At 61.2% G+C, this 21,414-nt stretch carries 21 protein-coding genes; 7 read left to right on the forward strand and 14 right to left on the reverse strand.

The window, feature by feature from the left end:
- Positions 1-65: 65 nt before the first annotated feature.
- Positions 66-1,244 carry a hypothetical protein gene (locus tag RG836_RS09620; RefSeq protein WP_310845000.1) on the forward strand — a complete coding sequence of 393 codons (1,179 nt, stop codon included), beginning with the start codon at positions 66-68 and terminating at the stop codon, positions 1,242-1,244.
- A gap of 196 nt (positions 1,245-1,440) precedes the next feature.
- Complete coding sequence (locus tag RG836_RS09625) at positions 1,441-2,316, forward strand: LysR substrate-binding domain-containing protein (protein ID WP_310845001.1); 876 nt, start codon at positions 1,441-1,443, stop codon at positions 2,314-2,316.
- 9 nt (positions 2,317-2,325) lie between these two features.
- Here the strand turns inward: RG836_RS09625 and RG836_RS09630 are convergent, their stop codons facing one another.
- From RG836_RS09630 to fae, 4 genes are all read right to left on the reverse strand, one after another.
- Complete coding sequence (locus RG836_RS09630; RefSeq protein ID WP_310845002.1) at positions 2,326-3,690, reverse strand: MFS transporter; 1,365 nt, start codon at positions 3,688-3,690, stop codon at positions 2,326-2,328.
- Between the two features lie 176 nt (positions 3,691-3,866).
- Entirely contained in the window at positions 3,867-5,300 is a 1,434-nt protein-coding gene (locus tag RG836_RS09635) for an NAD-dependent succinate-semialdehyde dehydrogenase (RefSeq protein WP_310845003.1), read from the reverse strand.
- The gene (locus tag RG836_RS09640; RefSeq protein ID WP_310845004.1) at positions 5,297-6,331 is read right to left on the reverse strand and encodes an aldo/keto reductase; all 1,035 of its coding nucleotides are present in this window, start codon (positions 6,329-6,331) and stop codon (positions 5,297-5,299) included. The genes RG836_RS09635 and RG836_RS09640 overlap by 4 nt, the downstream gene beginning before the upstream one ends.
- 10 nt (positions 6,332-6,341) lie before the next feature.
- The gene (fae, locus tag RG836_RS09645) at positions 6,342-6,854 is read right to left on the reverse strand and encodes a formaldehyde-activating enzyme (protein WP_310845005.1); all 513 of its coding nucleotides are present in this window, start codon (positions 6,852-6,854) and stop codon (positions 6,342-6,344) included.
- Positions 6,855-7,149: 295 nt separating this feature from the next.
- On the opposite strand from fae, the gene RG836_RS09650 reads away from it, so the two are divergent.
- Positions 7,150-7,326: a hypothetical protein gene (locus RG836_RS09650; protein ID WP_310845006.1), complete on the forward strand. Its 177-nt coding sequence runs from the start codon at positions 7,150-7,152 to the stop codon at positions 7,324-7,326.
- A gap of 18 nt (positions 7,327-7,344) precedes the next feature.
- Here RG836_RS09650 and RG836_RS09655 read toward each other — a convergent pair whose 3' ends face one another.
- From RG836_RS09655 to pstS, 6 genes are all read right to left on the reverse strand, one after another.
- Positions 7,345-7,980, reverse strand: a complete 636-nt coding sequence (locus tag RG836_RS09655; protein WP_310845007.1) for a hypothetical protein — start codon at positions 7,978-7,980, stop codon at positions 7,345-7,347.
- Positions 7,977-8,681 (reverse strand): hypothetical protein, encoded by a 705-nt coding sequence (locus RG836_RS09660; protein ID WP_310845008.1) that lies wholly within the window; start codon positions 8,679-8,681, stop codon positions 7,977-7,979. Before RG836_RS09660 ends, RG836_RS09655 begins: the two co-directional genes overlap by 4 nt.
- 99 nt (positions 8,682-8,780) lie before the next feature.
- On the reverse strand, positions 8,781-9,542 hold the full coding sequence (gene pstB / locus RG836_RS09665; protein ID WP_310845043.1) for a phosphate ABC transporter ATP-binding protein PstB: 762 nt from the start codon (positions 9,540-9,542) through the stop codon (positions 8,781-8,783).
- 76 nt (positions 9,543-9,618) lie between these two features.
- On the reverse strand, positions 9,619-10,512 hold the full coding sequence (gene pstA / locus RG836_RS09670) for a phosphate ABC transporter permease PstA (RefSeq protein ID WP_310845010.1): 894 nt from the start codon (positions 10,510-10,512) through the stop codon (positions 9,619-9,621).
- On the reverse strand, positions 10,512-11,477 hold the full coding sequence (gene pstC / locus RG836_RS09675; protein ID WP_310845011.1) for a phosphate ABC transporter permease subunit PstC: 966 nt from the start codon (positions 11,475-11,477) through the stop codon (positions 10,512-10,514). Before pstC ends, pstA begins: the two co-directional genes overlap by 1 nt.
- Before the next feature lie 74 nt (positions 11,478-11,551).
- A complete protein-coding gene (gene pstS, locus RG836_RS09680; protein ID WP_310845012.1) occupies positions 11,552-12,583 on the reverse strand; it encodes a phosphate ABC transporter substrate-binding protein PstS in 1,032 nt (343 codons plus the stop codon).
- 131 nt (positions 12,584-12,714) lie between these two features.
- Between pstS and RG836_RS09685 the strand changes: the two genes are divergently transcribed.
- Positions 12,715-13,614 carry a LysR family transcriptional regulator gene (locus tag RG836_RS09685; RefSeq protein WP_310845013.1) on the forward strand — a complete coding sequence of 300 codons (900 nt, stop codon included), beginning with the start codon at positions 12,715-12,717 and terminating at the stop codon, positions 13,612-13,614.
- A 36-nt stretch (positions 13,615-13,650) separates the two neighbouring features.
- On the opposite strand, the gene RG836_RS09690 is transcribed toward RG836_RS09685, so the two are convergent.
- The 4 genes from RG836_RS09690 to RG836_RS09705 form a co-directional block, all read right to left on the reverse strand.
- Positions 13,651-14,400, reverse strand: a complete 750-nt coding sequence (locus RG836_RS09690) for a glucose 1-dehydrogenase (protein WP_310845015.1) — start codon at positions 14,398-14,400, stop codon at positions 13,651-13,653.
- Positions 14,401-14,536: 136 nt separating this feature from the next.
- Positions 14,537-16,012, reverse strand: coding sequence for an aldehyde dehydrogenase family protein (locus tag RG836_RS09695; RefSeq protein ID WP_310845016.1), 1,476 nt, complete (start codon positions 16,010-16,012; stop codon positions 14,537-14,539).
- A 46-nt stretch (positions 16,013-16,058) separates the two neighbouring features.
- The gene (locus RG836_RS09700) at positions 16,059-16,637 is read right to left on the reverse strand and encodes a nuclear transport factor 2 family protein (protein WP_310845017.1); all 579 of its coding nucleotides are present in this window, start codon (positions 16,635-16,637) and stop codon (positions 16,059-16,061) included.
- Positions 16,638-16,787: 150 nt separating this feature from the next.
- Positions 16,788-17,717 carry a LysR family transcriptional regulator gene (locus RG836_RS09705; RefSeq protein WP_310845018.1) on the reverse strand — a complete coding sequence of 310 codons (930 nt, stop codon included), beginning with the start codon at positions 17,715-17,717 and terminating at the stop codon, positions 16,788-16,790.
- Between the two features lie 562 nt (positions 17,718-18,279).
- On the opposite strand from RG836_RS09705, the gene RG836_RS09710 reads away from it, so the two are divergent.
- The 3 genes from RG836_RS09710 (at position 18,280) to RG836_RS09720 (ending at position 21,404) form a co-directional block, all read left to right on the forward strand.
- Positions 18,280-18,972 (forward strand): hydrolase, encoded by a 693-nt coding sequence (locus RG836_RS09710; RefSeq protein WP_310845019.1) that lies wholly within the window; start codon positions 18,280-18,282, stop codon positions 18,970-18,972.
- Positions 18,973-19,062: 90 nt separating this feature from the next.
- Complete coding sequence (locus tag RG836_RS09715) at positions 19,063-19,329, forward strand: XapX domain-containing protein (RefSeq protein ID WP_409078068.1); 267 nt, start codon at positions 19,063-19,065, stop codon at positions 19,327-19,329.
- A gap of 74 nt (positions 19,330-19,403) precedes the next feature.
- Positions 19,404-21,404: an amidohydrolase gene (locus RG836_RS09720; protein WP_409078067.1), complete on the forward strand. Its 2,001-nt coding sequence runs from the start codon at positions 19,404-19,406 to the stop codon at positions 21,402-21,404.
- Positions 21,405-21,414: the final 10 nt, after the last annotated feature.

A 21,414-nucleotide genomic window follows, 5' to 3' on the forward strand; every position in this document is an offset into this window, starting at 1 on the left:
GTTCATCACGGCACTCATCGCAAGACTGACTGGCATCTCTAATAAAAATAACCGAGAGCTGCCCCATGCGTTTCCCTGCTTCCTTGCGCGTCACATCATCCTTTCTCGCTGTGCTCTGCCCCTTGTCGATGCCTGCCATGGCGGTGCCCGTGACCGATAACCTGGACCTCGGCGGCGCCATTCGCGCGCGCTGGGACTACGACCCGGACCGCGACATCCAGACCTTCGGCCTCGACACGTTCTACCTCAGCGCCAAATACCATTCAGACACCTGGATCGGCGAGGCTCAGTACCGTTTTTACGGGCGCTCCCACCCTTATCGGTATACCAAGAATTACGGCGACATCCAGTTCGCCAAACTGGCGTGGGTCGGCTACAAATTCAACCCCGAGCAACAGTTGCAGGTGGGCCTGAACACCGTGCCCTTCGGCTTGCAGCCTTACTTCGGCAGCACGTTTTATGAAACCCTCGGCAACGTCATCGGCCTCGAAGACTTGCAACAGGTCGGCGCCAAGTACATCCAGCAAAGCGGCGACTGGAACATCCAGGCCGGCTATTACCTGCGTCCGGCATGGCAAGGCAAAGGCACTAGCAACGGCGTGAGCTTTTCCAGCATCGTGTCCGAAGCCGACAGCTACGTCGCCGATGGCAGCGACAACCAGGAGCGCAACACCGTGGTGCTGCGGGTGGCCAAGGCGCTGGAACTCGGGCCCTGGACCTCCGAGGTCGGTGTCTCCGGCCTCAGTTCATCGCTGGAAAACCGCGACACCAACAAGGACGGCCGGCGCAACGCCATGGCCGTGCATTACCTGGGCAAGAACGGGCCGTGGGGCGTGCAGTTGCAAGCGGCGCGGCAGCAAATGTCGCCACGCAATCCTGGCACCGATGAGCTGGTGACGCTGGGCGGTTACGACGGCACCTACAACGTGGCCAGTCGCGGCAACTTGTACGTGGCCGACCTGAGTTACGACCTCGCCGGCAAATTCCTCTTCGACCAGGTCAGCGGCGTGAAGCTGTACGCCAACTACAGCGCATTCGACAAATCCGCTAGCGGCTTCAAGACCTCCGAACGGATGATCCTCGGCAGCGCTTTTGCCGTGAGCCAGTTGTGGGTGGCGACCGAGTGGATGTTCGGCAAGAACGACCCTTACATCGGCGGTAGCAGTTACGCCCAAAGCCTCGGCGCGGGCGGGACCGATCATTGGGAAAATCAGGTGTACGTGAACATCGGGTATTACTTCTGAACGGAGCGTTTTGGCGCCTGTGAGGGCGCCTTCGCGAGCGGGCTCGTTCCCACGGGAAGCGAGCAGTCCGGCCCTCCTCCAAACAACACTTGCACCCGCTCGCCAGAGAGGCGTCAGATACGCCCTACAGACCTTTCATCCAAAACAATAAGCCCGCCCCATGCCATACCGGAGGCCGGCGCGGAGTCCTCCCGTCATGCGTCAACTGCCCTCGCTCAACATGCTGCGCGTCTTCGAGGAAGTCGCGCGCCATCGCAGTTTCAACCAGGCTGCGCTGGGCCTGAACGTCACCCAAGGCGCGGTCAGCCGCCAGATCAAGCAGCTCGAAGACTACCTCGGTGCCTCGCTGTTCATCCGCACGCCGCAAGGGCTGTCACTTACCGAAACCGGCATCGCCCTGGCCCCGCATTTATGCGAGGCCTTCGACCATATCGAGCGGGCCCTGCAAGCGGTCCGCGTGCCCAATCTGCGCCAGCGCCTGCGCATCGCCGCACCGCCGACCTGGGCCACGCGCTGGTTGTCGGCGCACCTGCGGGTGTTCTGCCAGCGCTATCCGGATATCAGCCTGAGCGTGACCCAGCAGAGTGGCCACGAGCACCTCGCGGAAATCGACTGCCGGATTCGCTTCGGCCTTGAGCCAGATCCTCATTGCAACAGCCATTTGCTGGTGATGGAGCGGCACATCGCAGTGGCCAGTCCGGAACTGTTCACCGACGGCCAGCCACCGGACTTGCGGCAGTTTCCGCTGCTGCACATCCTGCATGACGGCAAGCGCTTGCGGGTTTGGGAAAACTGGCTGGCCGCCATGGGCCGCAACGACATCGACGCCGGGCAAGGGCTGGAATTCAGCACCCTCGACCAGGTGATTCATACCGCCCTGGCCGGTGGCGGCCTGGCGGTAATCGACCGGCAGATGATTGAGAAAGAACTGGCGCAAGGCAGCCTGTTGCCGATCACCCCGGTGGAGGTGATCGGGCCTTACGGCTATTGGCTGGATGTGGCGAACGACAAACAGGGCCTGTCGAAGGTCAGGTTGTTCACCGAATGGCTGGGGGTGGTGAGTAATCCTTGAGGCCCGTAGCTAGACCGATGCCGGAACCTTGACCGCGATCGGTGCGCTGCCCTCCACGGGACTTTGCGCCTTGCACGCCTGGCTGAGCGTCAGGGATTTGGTCTCCGGCGCCCAGGCCCAGGACAGCCACGCGCCCAGTGCAAGGATCGCCGCGAGGATGCCCATGGTCGGGCTCAGGCCGATCCCCGCCACACTCACTGGCAGCAGGAATGTGCTGACCGCCGAACCCAGGCGACTCACTGCCGTGGCCAGGCCGATACCGCTGGCGCGCACTTCGGTCGGGAAGCTTTCGGCCGGGAACACGCCCACCAGGTTGCTCACCGCCGACAGCACCAGGGTGAACACACCGAATACCAGCACCATCATAAATGCGAGGCTGCCCGGCAGTACCGCCAGCAGTAACAGTGCCACCGCGAGAATGATGAACGAATTGATCAAGAACCCGCGCCGTGAAAACTTCACCGTGCACCAGATGCCGATCAGCGCGCCGAGGATCAGCAGCATGTTCAACATCAGTTCGGTGCCGAAGCCTTCCGCCAGGCCCATTTTCTGCAGGATCGACGGCAAGAATGTATAGATGGCGAAGTACGGCATCACGATGCACACGAAGAACAGGCAGTTGAAGGCTGTACGTTTGCGGTATTCACGGCTGAACAGCACCGCATAGCCCGAGCGGGCTTCGCTGGAGGGGGTTTCGTCGAGCTCGACGTGGGCGCCCAGGTGTTTCTTGACGATCGCCCGCGCTTCCGCGATGCGCCCCTGATTGACCAGCCAGCGCGGGGACTCCGGCGTGCCGATCCGCGCAATCAGGATCAACGCGGCGGGGATCGCCGACGAGGCGAGCATCCAGCGCCAGGCATCGTCGCCAAGGTGCAGCATCGCGGTGCCGACGAAGGTCGCGGCGACGTAACCAAACGTCCAGATCACGCTGAACGAACCGAGCAGCACACCGCGATGTTTCTTCGGCGAAAACTCGGCGAGCATCGCGTGGCCGACACTGAAGTCACCGCCCAGGCCAATACCGATCAGCACGCGACAAAGAAACAGGCCCATGGCCGTTTCCGCGTAGAACTGCATCACCGAAGCGAGGGTGATCAGCACGAAGCTGACCAGGAAGATTTTTTGCCGGCCGACCTTGTCGGAAATCCAGCCGAAAAACAGACTGCCCAGGAACAGACCGATGAGCGCCGAAGCACCGATCAGCCCTTGCCAGAACGCATCGAGCTGCATCTGTGGGCTCAGTAGGGTAAACGCGATACCGATCAGGCCGAGGATGTAGCCGTCGGTGAAATGCGCGCCGAAGGTCAGCCCGGCGATTTTCAGGTGGAAGCGCCCAATGGGCAGGTCGTCGATTTTTACCGGTTGTACGGACATAGTCGTCTCCAGTTGTTGTTATTGATGGAGAAAGGGAACCGATCTTTTAACTGTTCTGGCACCTGTGTGACCTGTGGGAGCGAGCCTGCTCGCGAATGCGCTGTACCAGTCAACAGCTGCAGTGTCTGACACACCGCTTTCGCGAGCAGGCTCGCTCCCACCGAGGTAGCTGCGCTCTAGAGCCCACCCATCAACAGGTATTTGATTTCCAGGTAATCCTCCAGGCCGTACTTCGAACCTTCGCGGCCGAGGCCCGATTCCTTGATCCCGCCGAAGGGTGCGACTTCCGTGGAAATGATCCCCTCGTTGATGCCGACCATGCCCGCCTCCAGGCCTTCAGCCATGCGCCAGACACGGCCGATGTCGCGGCTGTAGAAGTACGCCGACAAGCCAAATGGGGTGTCGTTGGCCCGTTGCAGCACCTCGGCTTCGTCCTTGAACCGAAAGCACGCCGCCACCGGGCCGAAGGTCTCGTCCTGGGCAATCAGCATGTCGTGGCTGGCGTCGCCGAGGATGGTCGGCTCATAGAAAATGCCACCCAAGGCGTGGCGGCGACCGCCACACAACAGCGTCGCGCCTTTGGCCAGGGCGTCGCTGACGTGCAGTTCGACCTTGGCCAGCGCCGCGTTATTGATCAGCGGACCTTGCTCGGTCTCCCCGTCCAGCGCGCTGCCGACGCGCATGGCGGCGACCGCTTCGGCAAGTTTGCCGGTGAAGGCTTCGTACACGCTGTCCTGAACGAAGAAACGGTTGACGCAGACACAGGTCTGCCCGGTATTGCGGTACTTGGACGCCATGGCGCCCTTCACCGCTGCATCAAGGTCGGCATCGTCAAACACGATGAAGGGCGCGTTGCCTCCCAGTTCCAGCGAGACTTTTTTCAGGGTGTCCGCCGCCTGGCGCATCAGCAGCTTGCCGGTGCGGGTCGAACCGGTGAACGATAATTTGCGCACCACGCTGGAGGCTTGCAGCGCACCGCCAATGGCCACCGCATCACCGGACACCACGTTGAAGACGCCAGGCGGAATCCCGGCCTGCTCGGCCAGTACCGCCAGGGCGAACGCCGATAGCGGGGTTTCTTCCGAGGGTTTGAGGATCATCGTGCATCCGGCGGCCAGGGCCGGGCCGACCTTGCGGGTGACCATCGCCAGCGGGAAGTTCCACGGTGTGATGGCCGCCACCACGCCGATCGCTTCCTTGACCACAATGATCCGCGCGTCAGCCTTGTGGCTTGGAATCACATCGCCGTAAGCGCGCTTGGCCTCTTCGGCAAACCACTCCAGGAAACTGGCGGCATACACCACTTCGCCCATGGCTTCGGCCAGAGGCTTGCCCTGTTCGCGGCTAAGCAACGTGGCCAGGTCCTTCTGGTGGCTCAGCATCAGCTCGCTCCAGCGCTTGAGCTTCTGGCTACGTTCCTTGGCCGTGAGCTTGCGCCAGGCGGGCAAGGCGCGATTGGCGGCGGCAATCGCCCGGTTCGTCTCTTCGGCGCCGGCCTTCTGCACCTCGGTGATCACCTCGCCATTGGCCGGGTTCAGCACCGCATAGGTGTCACCGCCGCTGGACCACTCGCCATCAATGAAATTGCCGTTACGGATCAACGCGCTCATGCGACGGCCTCGGTCAGATTAAAGCGCTCCAGGCCCGGACGGGCGCTGCGCAGGATGCGTTTGCCGGCGGTGTAATCGTTGATCACATCGCACGGCGTGTAATTGCGTTCCAGTTCGTGCAGCTCCTCGGCATCGAGCCGGGTGTCGAGCGCCGCCAGGGCGCTGTCGAACTGCGCGGTGGTGTCGGCGCCGACCAGCATGCAGTCGACCCCTGGATGATTGGCGACCCAGGCCTGGGCGATCTGTGCGTTGGACACGCCACGCGCACGGGCCACGCGCTGCACCGAATGAGCGATCTGGAACGAGGCTTCGTCGCTGTACATTTGCTGGGTGAAGAAGTCGGTCTGATTGCGGGTCGACTGCACGTCTCCGGTCAACAAACCCCGGGCCAGCGGGCTGAACACCGAGACACCGAGCCCCTGGTCGCGGCAGAACGGTAGCATTTCCCGCTCTTCTTCGCGGTAGGCGCAGTTCAGTTGCAGCTGCATATTGATCGGCTTGACCCAGCCGTTGCGCTCGCAGGCCATGAGGATTTTCGCCAGTTGCCCGACCAGCATGGTCGACACACCGATGTAGCGCGCCTTGCCGGACCGCACGATGTCATTCAGTGCGCTCATGGTCTCCTCGACCGGGGTGTTGACGTCGAAGTAATGCAGCATGAAAACGTCAACGTAATCCATGTCCAGGCGTTTGAGCGAGGCGTCGATGCTGTCCATGATGTGTTTGCGCGAATGCCCGCTGGCGTTGATCCCGCTGCGGGTGCCGTAGCCGACTTTGGTGGTAATCACCAGGTCGTCTCGGCGGGCGATGCGCTTGACGATGCGCCCCACCACTTCCTCGCCGACGCCGGCGGAATAGAAGTCCGCCAGGTCGATGAAATTGACCCCGTTGTCGAGGGCGTGCGCGACGATCGGCTCGCTCTGCTTTTCATCGAAAATCCACGGTTTCCAGTCCGGGGTGCCCATGTTCATGGTGCCCAGGCACAGACGCGAAACCTGCAGGCCGGAGTTGCCCAAACGAATGTATTGCATGGCGTCGACCTCAGGCTTCTGGCGTGTAGAAAGGGTTGCTGATGTGATTGACCACATCCGCCAGTTGCGCGGTGTGCGGCAGACCGGTCAGCGCTGCGCGAATCGCCGTGCGGCAGGCGTTGTAGTTGTTCAGGTACACCGCGTCGAGGTCATCGCACGCCGGGTTGACCCAGTTCGCGGTGACGATGGCCCACTCGTCTTCGGCCTCCGGCGGCAGGGTGCCGTCGAGCAGCGCTTCGAGTACCGCTTTGGCGATGCCCGCCTGGGACGCGCCCCAGGTGGCGTTGCCGTGCAGGTCGCTGCTGATCGCGGCTTTGTTGACGTACAGGGTCATCGGCTTGACCGGAATGTTCGGCTGGGCGATCACCATGAACGGGCAATGCCCCTGGCTCGGCGACGCCAGGCTGTTGGCGAACGCCTGCCCCGCCGGACCATGACGCGGGCCGATCAGGATGTTGATGTGCGCGGCGTTCACGCCCGGGCCTTCAAAGCCTTCACCGATGTACAGGTCGAGTTCTTTCATGGGGATTACTCTTCAAGGGTGTTCAGAGGATCACAAGCGCACGCGATCCTGAGGATCCGTGGCCAATGTCGTGGGTTGAAGAGCGCTGCGGATGGTCTGCGAGGATGGAGCAGTGAAAAACCGTCATGGGTGCAAACGCTCTATTGGTGTTGTTGATGAGCTTGTTTGCGATTTTTTAACACCGCGGCATTCGCGGCTTGTAACCATTAAAAGTCATGGGGGTATGAGTTCAGGTCATGGCCTGGAATGTGCGCGGGACGCAGGCTACTTCAACCCCTCCCTCCAGGAGATGAAGATGAAGTGTCATTGGAAGATCGCCACCGCCCTGTGCCTCGCCGCGGCGTCGCTCTCGGCTCAGACGCAAGATGCCGTCGGCTGCATCGATGTCAGCGTAGGTGGCTACAAGGCCCCGGACTATGACTGCCTGAGTCGGCAGATGGGCAGCGGGTCGCCGCTGATCAAGGCGCCTTGATTACAGCGGGCATAAATCTCAAGACGAAAACACTTCAGCCCGGCGCCGCGCTGGGGCCTTGTGCCGCTTTGGCTGCTGCCAGGCGAGTTGCGCCTGGACATCGGCGACGGCTGCCAGGACTTTCTGCGCCCACTGCTCGTCTCCCGGCTGTACCACCACCACGCGAAAGCCGTGGTCCTGGCCTTCGGAGTGCACGCCTTCGGAATCATCGACATGTAGGTCGATGCCGAACGCGGGCGGGAATTTCGAGGGGCCGTTGGACAGCCCGCGCTCCGTCAGGGCGTGGCTGTGACGCACGCTGTTGACCACGCCGTCGACGCGGATTCCGTACAGCAGCAGCCAACGCTTGATGTAGGACGGTGTACGGCCGGAGGACGTGTAGACCCAGATGCTGCAGCCCTGGCGACGCAGTTCGCGGGTCAGCGAGCGGGTGCCGAACCGCAACGGTTCGCCCAGCCAACGGTGAATACAGGCCGGCAGCCTGCTGTGCTCCACGGCGCAGTGGTGCAGCTGGCAGGCCAGGGTGTCGTCGATATCAAACGACACCCGGATCGGGTGATGCCCGGACAGATGCGCCGGAATCAGGCGTTTGACGCTCGCACCGGCCTGGCTGATGGCCGCCCGGCATTGGTCGAGAAACGGATACCGACTCATCGAGCACCGCCCTCCTGATAGACGGGTGAGGGTTCATCGTTCAGTAAAAACTGCATCGGATCGAGGACCTGTTCGTGTAAAAAGGCTGCGTATTTTTTCTTGATTTTCGGCAATTCGTACAACGCCTTGACGCCGTGTTTAGCCGAGTTACGTATAACCGATGACGGATTGAAGTAGCCCTCGGCGTTATCCAATGTCAGCACAAAGGGTGGTTGCCCAGCGCGCATCAGCAGGTAGCTGACGATCAGTGAACCGCTGCGGTTATTGCCCTCGATGAACAACTGCGGCTTGCTGAGAATACGCACATAGACCCCGGCCGCGCGCTTCCACACGGACTCGCTGTGGTACGCGCTGTACCAGTTGAACAAGTCCTTGATGCCGCCTTCCACGTTGTTGAAAAAGTGCTCTTCGGTGGCCGCCAGGTGCTGCGCGAACTCCACCCGGCGCGCCGGATCACGGCCGCACAACACGGTGGCGTTGATTTCCAGCATCAGGTTCACCTGCTGCAGATCAAACAGGTCGACACCCCGGGCAACATAGTCGTCAATCAAGGCGTAGCCTTCAAGCACATTGTTCAGCACTTCGTCAGTCAACGGGTCGCGTTGCTCAGTGAAGTCCCGGCTGAGCACGGCGAAGCGCGTCTGCACGTCGCGCAGTGCACGTTCAATCGCGGGCAAATCAAGACGATGCTTTGCAGGCATGGGCATTCCCGAAAAAAAGATCAAAACGCAAAACGACCGGATGCACGCCAGCGCCTTTCGACGGGTGGCAGCATCCGGCCCTGAACCGACGCCAGTGGATCAGCTGAACTTGCCGCTGATGTAGTCCCCGGTCATTTGCTCGCGCGGATTATCGAAAATCTGGGTGGTCGGCCCCATCTCCACCAGATAGCCGGTACGCGAACCCTGGGAAATATCCACCGAGAAAAACGCCGTGGTGTCAGCCACACGGATCGCCTGCTGCATGTTGTGGGTGACCAGCGCGATGGTGTAGTCCTTTTTCAGCTCGACCATCAGTTCTTCAACCCGACGAGTGGCAATCGGGTCGAGTGCCGAACACGGCTCATCCAGCAACAGCACTTCCGGCTCGGTAGCGATGGCGCGAGCGATGCACAGGCGTTGCTGCTGGCCGCCGGACAGCGACAGGCCGCTGACCTTGAGCTTGTCCTTGACCTCGTCCCACAGCGCCGCACCTTGCAGGGCGTGCTTGACGCGGTCGCCGAGGTCGCCCTTGTAGCGATTGAGGCGCAGGCCAAACGCAACGTTGTCGAAGATGCTCATCGAGAACGGGTTGGGCTGCTGGAACACCATGCCGATGTAGCGGCGCACCACCACCGGGTCCACGCCCTTGCCGTAGACGTCCTGCCCGAGGAAATGCACGTGGCCCTCGAAGCGAAAGCCTTTGACCAGGTCGTTCATGCGGTTGAGGCTGCGCAGCACGGTACTCTTGCCGCAGCCGGACGGACCGATGAAACCGGTGATTTTGTTTTTCTCGATCGGCACATGGCTGTCACGCACGGCCATGAAGTTGCCGTAGAAAATCTTGTCCAGCTTGCAGTCCATGACCACGGGAGTCTGGGTGTCAGCCTCGACGGCTTTTTGCACAGATAGTGAACTCACGATTCAGATACTCCCGCTCTCAAAACTTGGGTTTGCCGAAAATACGGCTGATCACGTTGACTACCAGCACGATCATCACCAGCACCAGCGAGGCTGCCCAGGCGAGTTCGAGCTGGTTGTCGAAAGGCATGCCGGAGAAGTTGTAAATCAGCACGGCCAGGGACGCCGTCGGATTCATCACTGCCAGGTTGCCCTCGTGGTAAATCCAGTAGTTGCTGAACAACGCGGTAAACAACAAAGGCGCGGTTTCGCCAGCGGCACGGGCCACGGCCAGCATCACGCCGGTGAGGATCGCCGGCAGGCCGGTGGGCAGGATGATTTTCCAGATCACTTGCGAGCGCGTGCAGCCCATGCCGTACGCGGCATCCTTCATGATCTTGGGCACCATGCGCATCGACTCTTCGGCGGTCAGCACCACGATCGGCAGCATCAACACCGCCAACGCCACGCCACCGGCCGGCGCCGAGTAAGTACCGGTGGTCATGACCACCAGGGCGTAGGCAAACACCCCCGCCAGAATCGACGGCAGACCGGTGAGCATTTTCGCGGCGAAGCGCGCGGCGTTCGCCAGTTTGCTGTCGGGGCCCAGTTCAGCCAGGAAGATCGCGGCCATGATGCCGACCGGCACGGCGATGGCAGCGGCGATGCCGACCATCACGAAGGTACCCGCCATGGCGTTGCCGAAACCGCCGCCGGTCTCGAAACCGGTGGGCGGCAGCTCGGTGAACACTTCCAGACTCAGGCGCGCACCGCCACGGGTGATCAGCATGTACAGCACGGAAATCAGCGGCACGCTGGCCACCAGTGCGCCGGCCCAGACCAGGGTGGTCAGCACCAGGCTGCGCAGGGCGCGGCCCTCGAACTTGCGTTGCAGGCTGGGCAACGCCGCTGTTGGAGCAGTCAGGTTAGTCATTATTTAGTACCACGCTGGGCATACACCATGATCATGGAGCCGATGATGTTCACGATCAGCGTGATCAACATCAGGACCAGCGCGGCATACATCAACACCTCGATCTCGGTCGGCCCGGCTTCGGGGAAGTTCAGCGCCAGCAAGGCCGCCAGGGTGTTGGCCGGGGCAAACAGCGAGAGCGAAATATTGTTGGCGTTGCCGACCAGCATCGCCAGGGCCATGGTTTCACCCAGTGCCCGGCCAAGGCCGAGCACCAGCGAACCGAAAATGCCGGTGGCGGCGGATGGCACCATCACCTTGAGAATCGCTTCCCAGTGGGTGGTGCCCATGCCGTAGGCGGCCTGCTTGGTTTTCATCGGCACGCTGGTGAGAGCGTCCTGGGACACCGCGGCGATGGTCGGCAGAATCATGATGGCCAGCACCAGGGCGGCGGGCAACAAGCCCGGGCCGCTCAGGGACGTGCCGAAAAAAGGGATCCAGCCCAGTTCGCTGTTCAACCACGCGGTCAGGGGCCGAATGGCCGGAATCACCACGTAGATCCCCCACAGGCCGTACACGACGCTAGGGATGGCTGCGAGCAATTCGACGATGGTGCGGAAGATCGCCGCCAGTTTGGGCGGAAGGAAATCCTGGGTCAGGAAGATCGCCATGCTGACGCCGAATACGCCGGCGATCATCAACGCGATCAGGGCGCTGTAGAGCGTGCCCCAGATGGCCGGCAGAATGCCGTACTTGCCTTGGTTCACATCCCAGACGCTACCGAAAATCACATCCAGGCCATGTTTTTCCATGCCGGGAACAGCCTTGCGCCCCACCTCGAAAACCAGGGCAAAGACCAGTGCCAGCACCAGAACCACACCTATGCGAGCGAGCGCGCGGAAGGTTCGGTCAACCAGAAAGTCCTTGGTGGACGGTGGCTGGCAGGCAGAATCCGGATTAACCGGTACGACAAATGGTGTGTTCATGGGCTAATTCCGGAGCGTGGGGGAAAACTCCCCCGGCACGGCGTAGCGCCCGCGCCGGAAGAGGTCTCGCGGCGTCACTGGATGTTGGCGGAAGCTTTACGAACCTGGTCGACGACCGATTGTGGCAACGGGATGTAGCCCATCGAGTCAGCAATTTTCTGGCCTTCGGTCAGGCTGTACTCGACCATGTCACGCATGGCCTTGGCCTTGGCCGGGTTCTCGTTCTTCTTGCGGAAAATCATCCAGGTGTAGGACGTGATCGGGTACGACTTGGCGCCGTCCGGATCCGGCAACCAGGCCACCAGGCTTTCTGGCATTTTCACCGCGGCCAGGGCTTCGGCACCGCTTTCGGCGTTCGGTACGACGTAATGGCCAGCCTTGTTTTGCAACTGAGCGAAGTCAACCTTGGCCAGCTTGGCGAAGCCGTATTCGATGTAGCCAATCGCGCCTGGAGTCTGGCGCACGGTGGCGGTCACACCATCATTTTTCGGCGATTTGATGAATTTGTCGCTGGCAGGCCAGTTGACGGTATTGCCCTCACCCAGCGCTTGCTTGAAGTCCGGATTGATGGTCGCGAGGTGCTTGGTGAACACCGCGGTGGTACCGCTGGAGTCTGCACGTACCACGACGGTGATTGGCGTGTCGGACAGCTTCAGATCAGGGTTGGCCGCAACGATCTGCGGATCGTTCCACTTGGTGATCTTGCCCAGGAAGATGTTGGAGTACACATCCCGTGGCAGCTTCAGGCCCTTAGGATTGCCTGGCAGGTTATAGGCCAGAACGATTTCGCCCGCGGTCATCGGCAGCAACTGCACGCCTTCAGCCACCTTGGCAATGTCTTCGTCCTTCATCGCCGAGTCACTGGCGGCAAAATCGACGGTTTTGTTCAGGAAGTCCTGTACACCCGCGCCGCTGCCCTTGGATTGATAATCCACAGTGACACCCGCGGTTTTCTTGCTGAAATCTTTGAACCAGGTGAGGTAGATCGGTGCCGGGAAGCTGGCGCCAGAGCCGGTCAGGCGGACGCTTTCTTCCGCAAAAGCCATCGAACTGGCACAAAGAGAAACCGAAACGGCGAGCGCAGCAGACTTCATCAAACTTTTCATCAAAGGACTCCTTGTGATAGCGGGCCCCGGCACTCTGCAACATATTTGTTACTGTTTTATGAATCGCCATCATCGATGCCTGCCGACGCATTAAACTGCGGCAGTCATCAGCCCGACGGACATCCCCATACATGAACCAACTGTTAGCCATTCGGGTGTTTGCCCGCGTCGTCGAAGCCGGGTCGTTCGTGAAGGCGGCGGACTCGCTGGAGATGCCCAAGGCGACCGTGAGCAAACTGATTCAGGACCTGGAAACTTTCCTGCACGTGCGCTTGCTGCAGCGCACCACGCGCAATGTCACTGTCACCGACGATGGGGCCCGTTATTACGAACAAACCGCGCGGGTGATCCGCGACCTGGAGGAGATCGACGGCGGTTTCCAAAGCGCGCTGTTCAATCCGCGCGGCACCCTGCGCGTTAACATCGGCAGTTCGGTGGCGACCGCGCTGGTGATCCCTGCCCTGCCCGAATTCTTTGCCCGCTATCCCGACATCAAGATCGACCTCGGGGTGAGCGATCGCAACATCGACCTGATCAGCGACAACGTCGACTGCGTGATCCGCGGCGGTGCGATACGGGAGCAGTCATTGAGCGCGCGGCTGTTGGGCCGCGCCTCGTGCACCACCTGCGCCACGCCGGCTTATCTGCAGCAGTTCGGTTTGCCCACTCATCCCTCGCAACTGGATCACGAGCATCGCATCGTCAGCTTCCACCTGGCGCGCACCAATCGCCTGATCCCGGCGGCCTTCCAGCGCGGCGACGAGGTCATTGAAGTGGTCGGCAACAGCCTACTGAGCGTCAACGAGAGCAACGCACATGTGGCGGCCGGGTTAGCGGGGCTGGGGGTGATCCACACGTTCACCTATGCGGTGCAACCCTACCTCGACTCCGGGCAACTGGTGCCGATCCTGCAAGACTGGCGCCCGGCCCCTTACCCGTTTCACGTGGTGTACCCGCCCAACCGCAATCTCAGCAACCGGGTTCGCGTGTTCATCGACTGGCTGGTGGACCACTTCTCCACCTTGCAATAACGCCTCGTCCAGCGGTAACGAGCCAGGCCGACGCCGTTAGATTTGCGCCGCGCCGCCGTCGACGAACAGCTCGATACCGTTGATAAAACTGCTGTCATCCGAGGCGAGGAACAGCACGGCCTTGGCGATTTCCTCTGGCTGCCCCATGCGCCCGAGCGGCACCAGGCTGGCCAGATGAGCACGCACGCCCTGCACCTGATCGGCCGGCACCAGCGCCGTCGCCCCCGGTGTCACCACCGGGCCGGGGCTGATGGCGTTGACCCGGATATTGCGCGGTTTCAAGTCCAGCACCCACGAACGGGCGAAGTTGCGCACCGCCGCCTTGGTTGCGCCGTAGACGCTGAAGTTTTCGGCGCCCTTGATGGACAAAGAGGACGCGTTCAGGATCACCGAGCTGCCGTTTTTCAGCAGCGGCAGCGCCTTCTGCACGGTAAACAGCAGGCCTTTGACGTTGACGCCAAACGCGTACTCGAAATGCGCTTCCGTGATCTCGCCCAGCGGCGCCATCTCGCCCACTCCGGCGTTGGCAAACAGGATGTCCAGGTGCCCGGCCTGTTCGGCAATCTGCGCGAACACCTGATCCAGATCCGCCAGGCTGGCCACATCGCCTTTGATCCCGACCGCCCGCTCGCCCATCAGCGCGACCGCGGCATCCAGCTCCGCCTGCCGGCGCCCGGTGATAAACACCGTCGCGCCTTGTGCGGCAAACGCCTGCGCCGACGCCAGGCCAATGCCCGTGGAACCACCCGTGACCAGCGCCACCTTACCTGCCAATTGAGTGCTCAACGTTAAATCTCCGAATGCCGTTATCGTGGGTTTCAATTCGCCGCAGCGAACCGGGGAGCCACTCTAAGCGCGGGGATTACGTCGAAAAACCGGGCGAATGCGATTTCTGTGTCCAAGGGCATGGACAATGCCATGCCTACGTATCCATCAACCCCGGATTGAGCGTGATGGTCCTGATCTCGGTATAGTCATCAATCGCCGCCAAGCCATTCAGCCGCCCGAGCCCCGAGTGCTTGCATCCGCCTTCCTCGGTGTCTTCGCCGAGTGCACCCCATTCATTGATCCAGACCATGCCCGATTCAATCCTCGGCGCAATCCGCAGCGCCTTGGACAGGTCTCGCGTCCAGATGCTGGCTCCCAGGCCATAGACGCTGTCGTTGGCCAACGTGACGGCTTGCTGTTCCGTCTTGAACCGCTGCATCGTCACCACCGGCCCGAAGGTCTCCTCCTGAACAATGGCCATCGCTGGATCGCTCACTTCCAGAAACGAGGGGCGAAAGAACGCGCCTTTCGACAGCGGGCCTTCGGTCACCGGACCGCCTCGCACGATAACCTCGGCGCCTTCGGCCATGGCGCGCTCGACCACTCTATCGACGCGTTCGACGTTCTCGCGGTCGATCATCGGTCCCATCTGGCTAGACGGGTCCACGGCAGGCCCCACCCTCACCGCGCGCAGTCGTTCGGCGAAGCGTTGGCGAAACTCGTCGGCGATCCCTTCCTGCACGATCACCCGTTGGCCCGTGATGCAGAACTGCCCGGCAAACATGGTCACTGACATCTCGAGCATAGGCAGGGCGAGATCGAGGTCGGTGTCGTCAAACACGATCGATGGCGTCTTGCCGCCGAGTTCCAGCCCAACGCGCTTGAAGTGCGGCGCGGCGCTCAGCGCGATGGCCTTGCCGGTCGCGGTGCTACCGGTGAAGCTGATGACCGGGACCTGCGGCGAGGCGACCAGGTGCTTGGCGCCTTCGCCGGTCTCGTCGCTGAAGACATTGATTACGCCCCGTGGCAACTCCGGTACATCGGCGAAAATCCTCGACAGGGTTGCGGCGATCTGCGCGCTTTTGCCCGGTACTTTGACGATTACCGCACACCCGGCGGCCAACGCCGGAGCCAACGATCGTACTGTCAGGATAATCGGGGAGTTCCAGGGCACGATGACACCGGCGACACCCATCGGGCGGCGCACTATCATTGCGATTCTGCCTGGTTTCGAGTCCACGACCCGTCCGGCTTCCGTGCGCACGATGCCGGCAAAGTAACGCAGCGACGGCGCGCACAGGTCGACTTCGAAGCTGGCGTCGCGTTGGACCTTGCCGTTCTCGGTGTAGAGAATCCGGATCAGCTCGTCGCGGTTGCGTTCGAACGCCTCTGCCAGCTTATCGAGCACACGCGCCCGCAACTTGCGGTCGTGTACCCAATCTGTCTCGTGCATCGCGCGTTGCGCCGCGCCGATGGCCGCTTCAGCCGTTGCAACGTCGCCTTCGGCGTAGGTCCCGATGACCTCGTAGTTGGCCGGGTTGATGGACTCGCGGATCAAGTCCGAGCCCTGCCACTCGCCGCCGATCCAATTCAAGGCGTGTCTGGAAGGATGTGGGGTGTGGATGCTCATGGCTGACTCCTGACGTTTGCCTGTTGGGGGTTGTCGACAGCCGTCTTCAATTTGCCCCTACCGTCACGGGTGCTGCACGGGTTGAGGTCTTGATGGTCCACGAGCCGGACTGGCGGAACGAACTGGCGGAGGCGTAGGTGTCTTCCATGAACTGGAAATACGTCATCTTGCCGTTATGCACCTTGGCGTGGATGGAAAACGGCGAGGTAAAGACCTTGCCGACCGCCACGGAGCGGTAGGTGAACTTGCCGAAAATCGCCACATCCTCGCCGGAGGCGATTTTGGTCGAGACGGTGAAGTCTTCGATCTTCCAGTAATCCGAGACCTGCGTGAACAACCAACTAAAGGCTTTCGGGCCTTTGTTGGTGCCGGTCCACGGCATGATTTTCTTCAGTTCCGGGTTATCGAAGTTAAGCGAAACGTAGGTGGCGTCCGGCGCCGCCAGCCGTTGCGCAGCGGCTTCGACTTTGTCGGGCGCGGTGTTGGCCAGGAAGTCCATGACAACCGAGAGTGAAGCCGCCGACTGCGCTTCACTGGTCGACTGTGCCGACGCCGGGGCGGCCGTTAACACGCACGCGGCGAGCGTAAGGGCAGCAGCGAGCGATTTGATGTTAGGCGTGATCATGAGCCTTCTCCGTTTCTGATTATTTTTCGTGGGGCGTTACTGTTCCTGCCGAACGCATAGAACGCACTCAGCTGAAAACAGCTTATGTCGGGGAGTCTCCCGCCATAAGCCACGAAAAATTGATTCCGGGTTTCGCTTTTCGCGAACGGCTCACTGCTGTGGTTGCGAACGGCCGGCCAACATTTGCTCCCAAATGGGCGGGTTGCCGATCTGCTCGCTCAAGAAGGTATTCAGCGCGAGAAGCTTGGCCGACGTTTTATTCGATTGACGATAAACGACAGAAATATTGCCGCCTCGGGGTGCAAAAGGCTGCAGCACTTCGACCAATTCACCGTCGACAATGGCCTGGGCGGCCAGGAAGGTCGGCAAAATGGCCAGCCCAAGCCCTGCCTTTGCCCCTTCCGTCAGTTGATGGCCACAGTTGGTGCGCAGGCGGCAGCGCACGCGAAAGGACTCTAACGTGTCGTTGACCGGTAGCGTCCACATACCATGGGGTTCGCGATTGACGTAGAGCAAAGCGAAATGCTGTGCCAGGTCTTGCGGTATTTGCGGTGTTCCATGCGCAATCAGGTATTCAGGGCTGGCACAGATGATATGGCGGTTGGGCGTGATGACTTTGGCCATCAGCGACGAGTCGGGTAACTCACCAATACGAACCGCCACATCAAAACCCTCTTCATGCAGATTGACGCGCCGGTCGTCGAATTCAATGTCCAGGTCCAGCTCAGGGTATTGCCTGGCAAAAGCGGCCAGCATCGGCGTCAGGTATCGCATGCCGAACGCCATCGGGGCGGCAATACGCAGGCTTCCACGGACCATCGACTGGCACGTCACAACCGCATTTTCGGCATGGTCAATATCAGCAAGAATGCACGTGCAGTGGCGGTAAAAAACCTCACCCGACTCCGTCAGGCGCGTCTGCCGACCACGCTCCAGGAGGATGCTGCCCAAGCGCTTTTCGAGTTGCTGTATACGCTGGGAAACCATCGACTTGGCAGTGCCCAAACGCCGCGCTGCCTCTGAAATGCTGCCTGTGTCCACCACCGCCACGAAAGCGAGCATCTCAGCCAATTTATTCATCGCTTGAGTCCATGGAAAATTGACGCCGGCAGACCCTATTACTGACGATCCCTGCGGACAGTACTTGGCTGTTCGGCGAGCCGGTAGTGCCAATTCGAGACCCGCTCTGTCGCATAACGGGGAACGCCAGAGTGGCCCTATATAGCTATAGACGGTTGTACGCGGTGTGCATGAGGAAGGTGACTCGCCCGCGCTCCCATGGCGACCTGCCGAGCCATCCGCAGAGCCCTCGGTTGCAGAATAAAAACGCTCGGCAGCGTTGTACGTCAGTTCCCCTTTTCGCGACACAGCTAACCGCCAAACGCGACTACCATCAAGATCACATAGACAGCAAAGTACTGCGATCAAGCCTCTCACGCTCAGCGCACGGAAGTCTGCTGAAGCGATTCTTGAGAGGTCGGCTGGGTGATGAGTCTCAATAATCAGGTGGACTGAGCGGCGTCCCCTGCGTTTAGCCAAGACTGAGGGCTCCTGAGCCCTTCGATCTGGGCCGATTGCTGCCTATACAGCAACACATTCCGCCGCGTTTGAACCCGTTCTTTAATTGTTGAAGGAGCCCGACATGTCGAACAAGTTGCTAGAAGTACTGACCCCGCAAAACAGCCAACTCATCTTCATCGACCAGCAGCCGCAGATGGCGTTCGGCGTGCAGTCCATCGACCGGCAAGTGCTGAAAAACAATGTCGTGGGCCTGGCCAGGGCCGCCAAGGCGTTCAGTATCCCGACCACCATTACCACCGTGGAAACCGAAGGGTTCTCGGGCAATACCTATCCTGAACTGCTGGCGGTGTACCCCGAGAACGACATCCTCGAACGCACCTCGATGAACTCCTGGGACGACCAGAACGTTCGCGACGCCTTGGCCAAGTTCGCCGCTGCCGGCCGCAAGAAAATCGTGGTCGCCGGCCTGTGGACTGAAGTCTGCAACACCACGTTCGCACTGTCCTGCCTGCACGACACCGACTATGAAATCTACATGGTGGCGGACGCCTCGGGAGGCACTTCGGTTGAAGCACACAAGTACGCCATGGACCGCATGGTTCAGGCCGGTGTGGTGCCGGTGACCTGGCAGCAAGTGCTGCTGGAATGGCAGCGGGACTGGGCGCGTAAAGAAACCTACGAAGAAGTGATGGCGATCGTAAAAGACCATTCCGGTGCCTACGGCATGGGCGTGGACTATGCGTACACCATGGTGCACAAGGCGCCAGAACGAGTGACGCACGGCAAGCGTATCGGCCCTAACCCGGCCAAGTAAGCCCAGGGTGACAGGCGCTATCGGGTGCGAGCCGACCGATAGCGTCTTTGCCCTGCCATCAGTCACCCTAAGGAGAGGTTGAGCATGAAAATGTACGTATTGTCCGCAGCCGCTGGCCTGCTGGTGGGGGTCGTCTACAGTCTTCTAAGCGTGCGTTCGCCTGCACCGCCGTTGGTGGCCCTGATCGGGCTACTGGGCATTCTGGTCGGCGAGCAAATCATCCCGATCGGCAAACATTTGTTGTGTGGCACATCCTTGAGCGCTGCCTGCGACAAGACACATGCCGTCAGCCATGTCCTCGGTCAACTGCCTGGTCGGCATACCGAGCAGCAGGCTGAGAAATCAAAGCCGACCTGAGCGATCTGCTCCGGCGCTCGTCCACTCGCTGAAAACCTTGGACCCGGGCGTCGCAACTGTGAGGACAGCAACCTATGACATCCCGTCGCAAATTCCTCGGGGCCGCCTCAACGCTGGCGCTGGGTGGCGTATTAGGGCCTGGCGCCTTCTCCGAAATGCTCAGTGCAGGAGAGTCCAACGTGACCGATTCCATTCCCGATATCATTTTCCGTAACGGTGAGATCATCACCCTCGATCGCGCCAATCCGGTCGCGAGCGCCGTTGCCATCAAGGGCGGCAAGTTCATCGCGGTCGGCGCCGACCAGGACATCATGCCGCTGGCCGGCCCGGCGACCAAAGTCGTCGACCTCAAGCGCCGTAGCGTGTTGCCCGGCCTGGTCGATAACCACACCCACGTGATCCGTGGTGGCCTCAATTACAACCTGGAACTGCGCTGGGACGGCGTGCGCTCGCTGGCTGACGCCATGGACATGCTCAAGCGCCAGGTAGCAATTACCCCGGCACCGCAATGGGTGCGCGTGGTCGGCGGCTTCACCGAGCATCAGTTCATCGAGAAGCGTCTGCCGACCATCGAGCAGATCAACGCGATCGCGCCGGACACACCGGTGTTCCTGCTGCACCTGTACGACCGTGCCTTGCTCAACGGTGCCGCCTTGCGCGCGGCCGGCTACACCCGGGACACGCCCGAGCCGCCGGGTGGGCAGATCACCCGTGATGCCAACGGCAATCCCACCGGGCTGCTACTGGCCAAGCCCAATGCGATGATTCTTTATGCGACGCTGGCCAAGGGCCCGAAGCTGCCCTTCGACTATCAGGTCAACTCCACCCGCCACTTCATGCGCGAACTCAACCGTTTGGGCGTGACAGGCGTGATCGACGCGGGCGGCGGTTTCCAGAACTATCCCGATGATTACGCCGTGGTGCAGAAGCTGGACAACGAAGGCCAGATGACGGTCCGGCTGGCGTACAACTTGTTCACGCAGAAGCCCAAGGAGGAAAAGGACGACTTCCTCAAGTGGACCTCCAGCGTCAAGTACAAGCAAGGCAACGACTACTTCCGCCACAACGGTGCCGGTGAAATGCTGGTCTTCTCCGCAGCGGACTTCGAAGACTTCCGCCAGCCCCGGCCGGACATGCCGCCGGAGATGGAAGGCGAGCTTGAAGAGGTGGTGCGCATCCTGGCGCAGAACCGTTGGCCATGGCGCTTGCACGCCACCTACGATGAAACCATCACCCGGGCGCTGGACGTTTTCGAGAAGGTTAATCAGGACATCCCACTGGCGGGAATCAACTGGTTCTTCGATCACGCCGAAACCATCTCGGACAAATCCATCGACCGCATCGCCGCACTCGGCGGCGGCATTGCCGTGCAGCACCGCATGGCTTACCAGGGTGAATACTTCGTCGAGCGTTACGGTGCCCGCGCCGCCGAGGCCACGCCGCCGGTCAAACGTATCCTCGAAAAAGGCGTGAAAGTCTCGGCGGGCACTGACGCCACCCGCGTTGCCTCCTACAACCCTTGGGTCTCACTGTCGTGGATGGTCACCGGCAAGACCGTCGGCGGGCTGAATCTCTACCCGCAACGTAATTTGCTCGACCGCGAAACCGCGTTGCGCATGTGGACCGAGAACGTCGCGTGGTTCTCCAACGAGGAAGGTAAACGCGGACGCATCCAGGCCGGCCAGTTCGCTGACCTGATAGTGCCAAGCAAGGACTACTTCTCGGTGCCCGAGGACGAAATTTCCTTCCTCACCTCCGATCTGACCGTAGTCGGTGGGCGCGTTGTCTACGGTGCGGGCCAGTTCACTGAGCTGGACGACAACCCGCTACCGCCGGCGATGCCGGACTGGTCGCCGACCCGCACCTTCAAGGGGTATGGCGCCTGGGGCGAACCGGAAGGCGCGGGCAGGAATTCCCTGGCGCCGTTGCGCGCGCAAGCCGCTGCAGCGTGCGGCTGCGCCAGCTCTTGCGGGGTGCACGGGCATGACCATGCCAGCGCGTGGGGGTCGAATGCGCCGGTGTCCGATCAGCGCAGTTTCTTTGGTGCCCTTGGCTGCTCCTGCTGGGCCGTCTAGAAGAGAGTGA

Source organism: Pseudomonas rhizozeae, from assembly GCF_031583775.1.
Lineage (GTDB): Bacteria > Pseudomonadota > Gammaproteobacteria > Pseudomonadales > Pseudomonadaceae > Aquipseudomonas.

What these genes read in the sequence shown, in the direction of transcription:
- RG836_RS09695 (WP_310845016.1), bottom strand. Translation starts at nt 16,012, where the DNA reads ATGAGCATCCACACCCCACATCCTTCCAGACACGCCTTGAATTGGATC.
- RG836_RS09710 (WP_310845019.1), top strand. Translation starts at nt 18,280, where the DNA reads ATGTCGAACAAGTTGCTAGAAGTACTGACCCCGCAAAACAGCCAACTC.
- RG836_RS09620 (WP_310845000.1), top strand. Translation starts at nt 66, where the DNA reads ATGCGTTTCCCTGCTTCCTTGCGCGTCACATCATCCTTTCTCGCTGTG.
- RG836_RS09650 (WP_310845006.1), top strand. Translation starts at nt 7,150, where the DNA reads ATGAAGTGTCATTGGAAGATCGCCACCGCCCTGTGCCTCGCCGCGGCG.
- pstB (WP_310845043.1), bottom strand. Translation starts at nt 9,542, where the DNA reads ATGGACTGCAAGCTGGACAAGATTTTCTACGGCAACTTCATGGCCGTG.
- RG836_RS09625 (WP_310845001.1), top strand. Translation starts at nt 1,441, where the DNA reads ATGCGTCAACTGCCCTCGCTCAACATGCTGCGCGTCTTCGAGGAAGTC.
- RG836_RS09655 (WP_310845007.1), bottom strand. Translation starts at nt 7,980, where the DNA reads ATGAGTCGGTATCCGTTTCTCGACCAATGCCGGGCGGCCATCAGCCAG.
- RG836_RS09715 (WP_409078068.1), top strand. Translation starts at nt 19,063, where the DNA reads ATGTACGTATTGTCCGCAGCCGCTGGCCTGCTGGTGGGGGTCGTCTAC.
- RG836_RS09635 (WP_310845003.1), bottom strand. Translation starts at nt 5,300, where the DNA reads ATGAGCGCGTTGATCCGTAACGGCAATTTCATTGATGGCGAGTGGTCC.
- RG836_RS09660 (WP_310845008.1), bottom strand. Translation starts at nt 8,681, where the DNA reads ATGCCTGCAAAGCATCGTCTTGATTTGCCCGCGATTGAACGTGCACTG.
- RG836_RS09700 (WP_310845017.1), bottom strand. Translation starts at nt 16,637, where the DNA reads ATGATCACGCCTAACATCAAATCGCTCGCTGCTGCCCTTACGCTCGCC.
- pstS (WP_310845012.1), bottom strand. Translation starts at nt 12,583, where the DNA reads ATGAAAAGTTTGATGAAGTCTGCTGCGCTCGCCGTTTCGGTTTCTCTT.
- pstC (WP_310845011.1), bottom strand. Translation starts at nt 11,477, where the DNA reads ATGAACACACCATTTGTCGTACCGGTTAATCCGGATTCTGCCTGCCAG.
- RG836_RS09705 (WP_310845018.1), bottom strand. Translation starts at nt 17,717, where the DNA reads ATGAATAAATTGGCTGAGATGCTCGCTTTCGTGGCGGTGGTGGACACA.
- pstA (WP_310845010.1), bottom strand. Translation starts at nt 10,512, where the DNA reads ATGACTAACCTGACTGCTCCAACAGCGGCGTTGCCCAGCCTGCAACGC.
- RG836_RS09630 (WP_310845002.1), bottom strand. Translation starts at nt 3,690, where the DNA reads ATGTCCGTACAACCGGTAAAAATCGACGACCTGCCCATTGGGCGCTTC.
- RG836_RS09640 (WP_310845004.1), bottom strand. Translation starts at nt 6,331, where the DNA reads ATGCAATACATTCGTTTGGGCAACTCCGGCCTGCAGGTTTCGCGTCTG.
- RG836_RS09720 (WP_409078067.1), top strand. Translation starts at nt 19,404, where the DNA reads ATGACATCCCGTCGCAAATTCCTCGGGGCCGCCTCAACGCTGGCGCTG.
- fae (WP_310845005.1), bottom strand. Translation starts at nt 6,854, where the DNA reads ATGAAAGAACTCGACCTGTACATCGGTGAAGGCTTTGAAGGCCCGGGC.
- RG836_RS09685 (WP_310845013.1), top strand. Translation starts at nt 12,715, where the DNA reads ATGAACCAACTGTTAGCCATTCGGGTGTTTGCCCGCGTCGTCGAAGCC.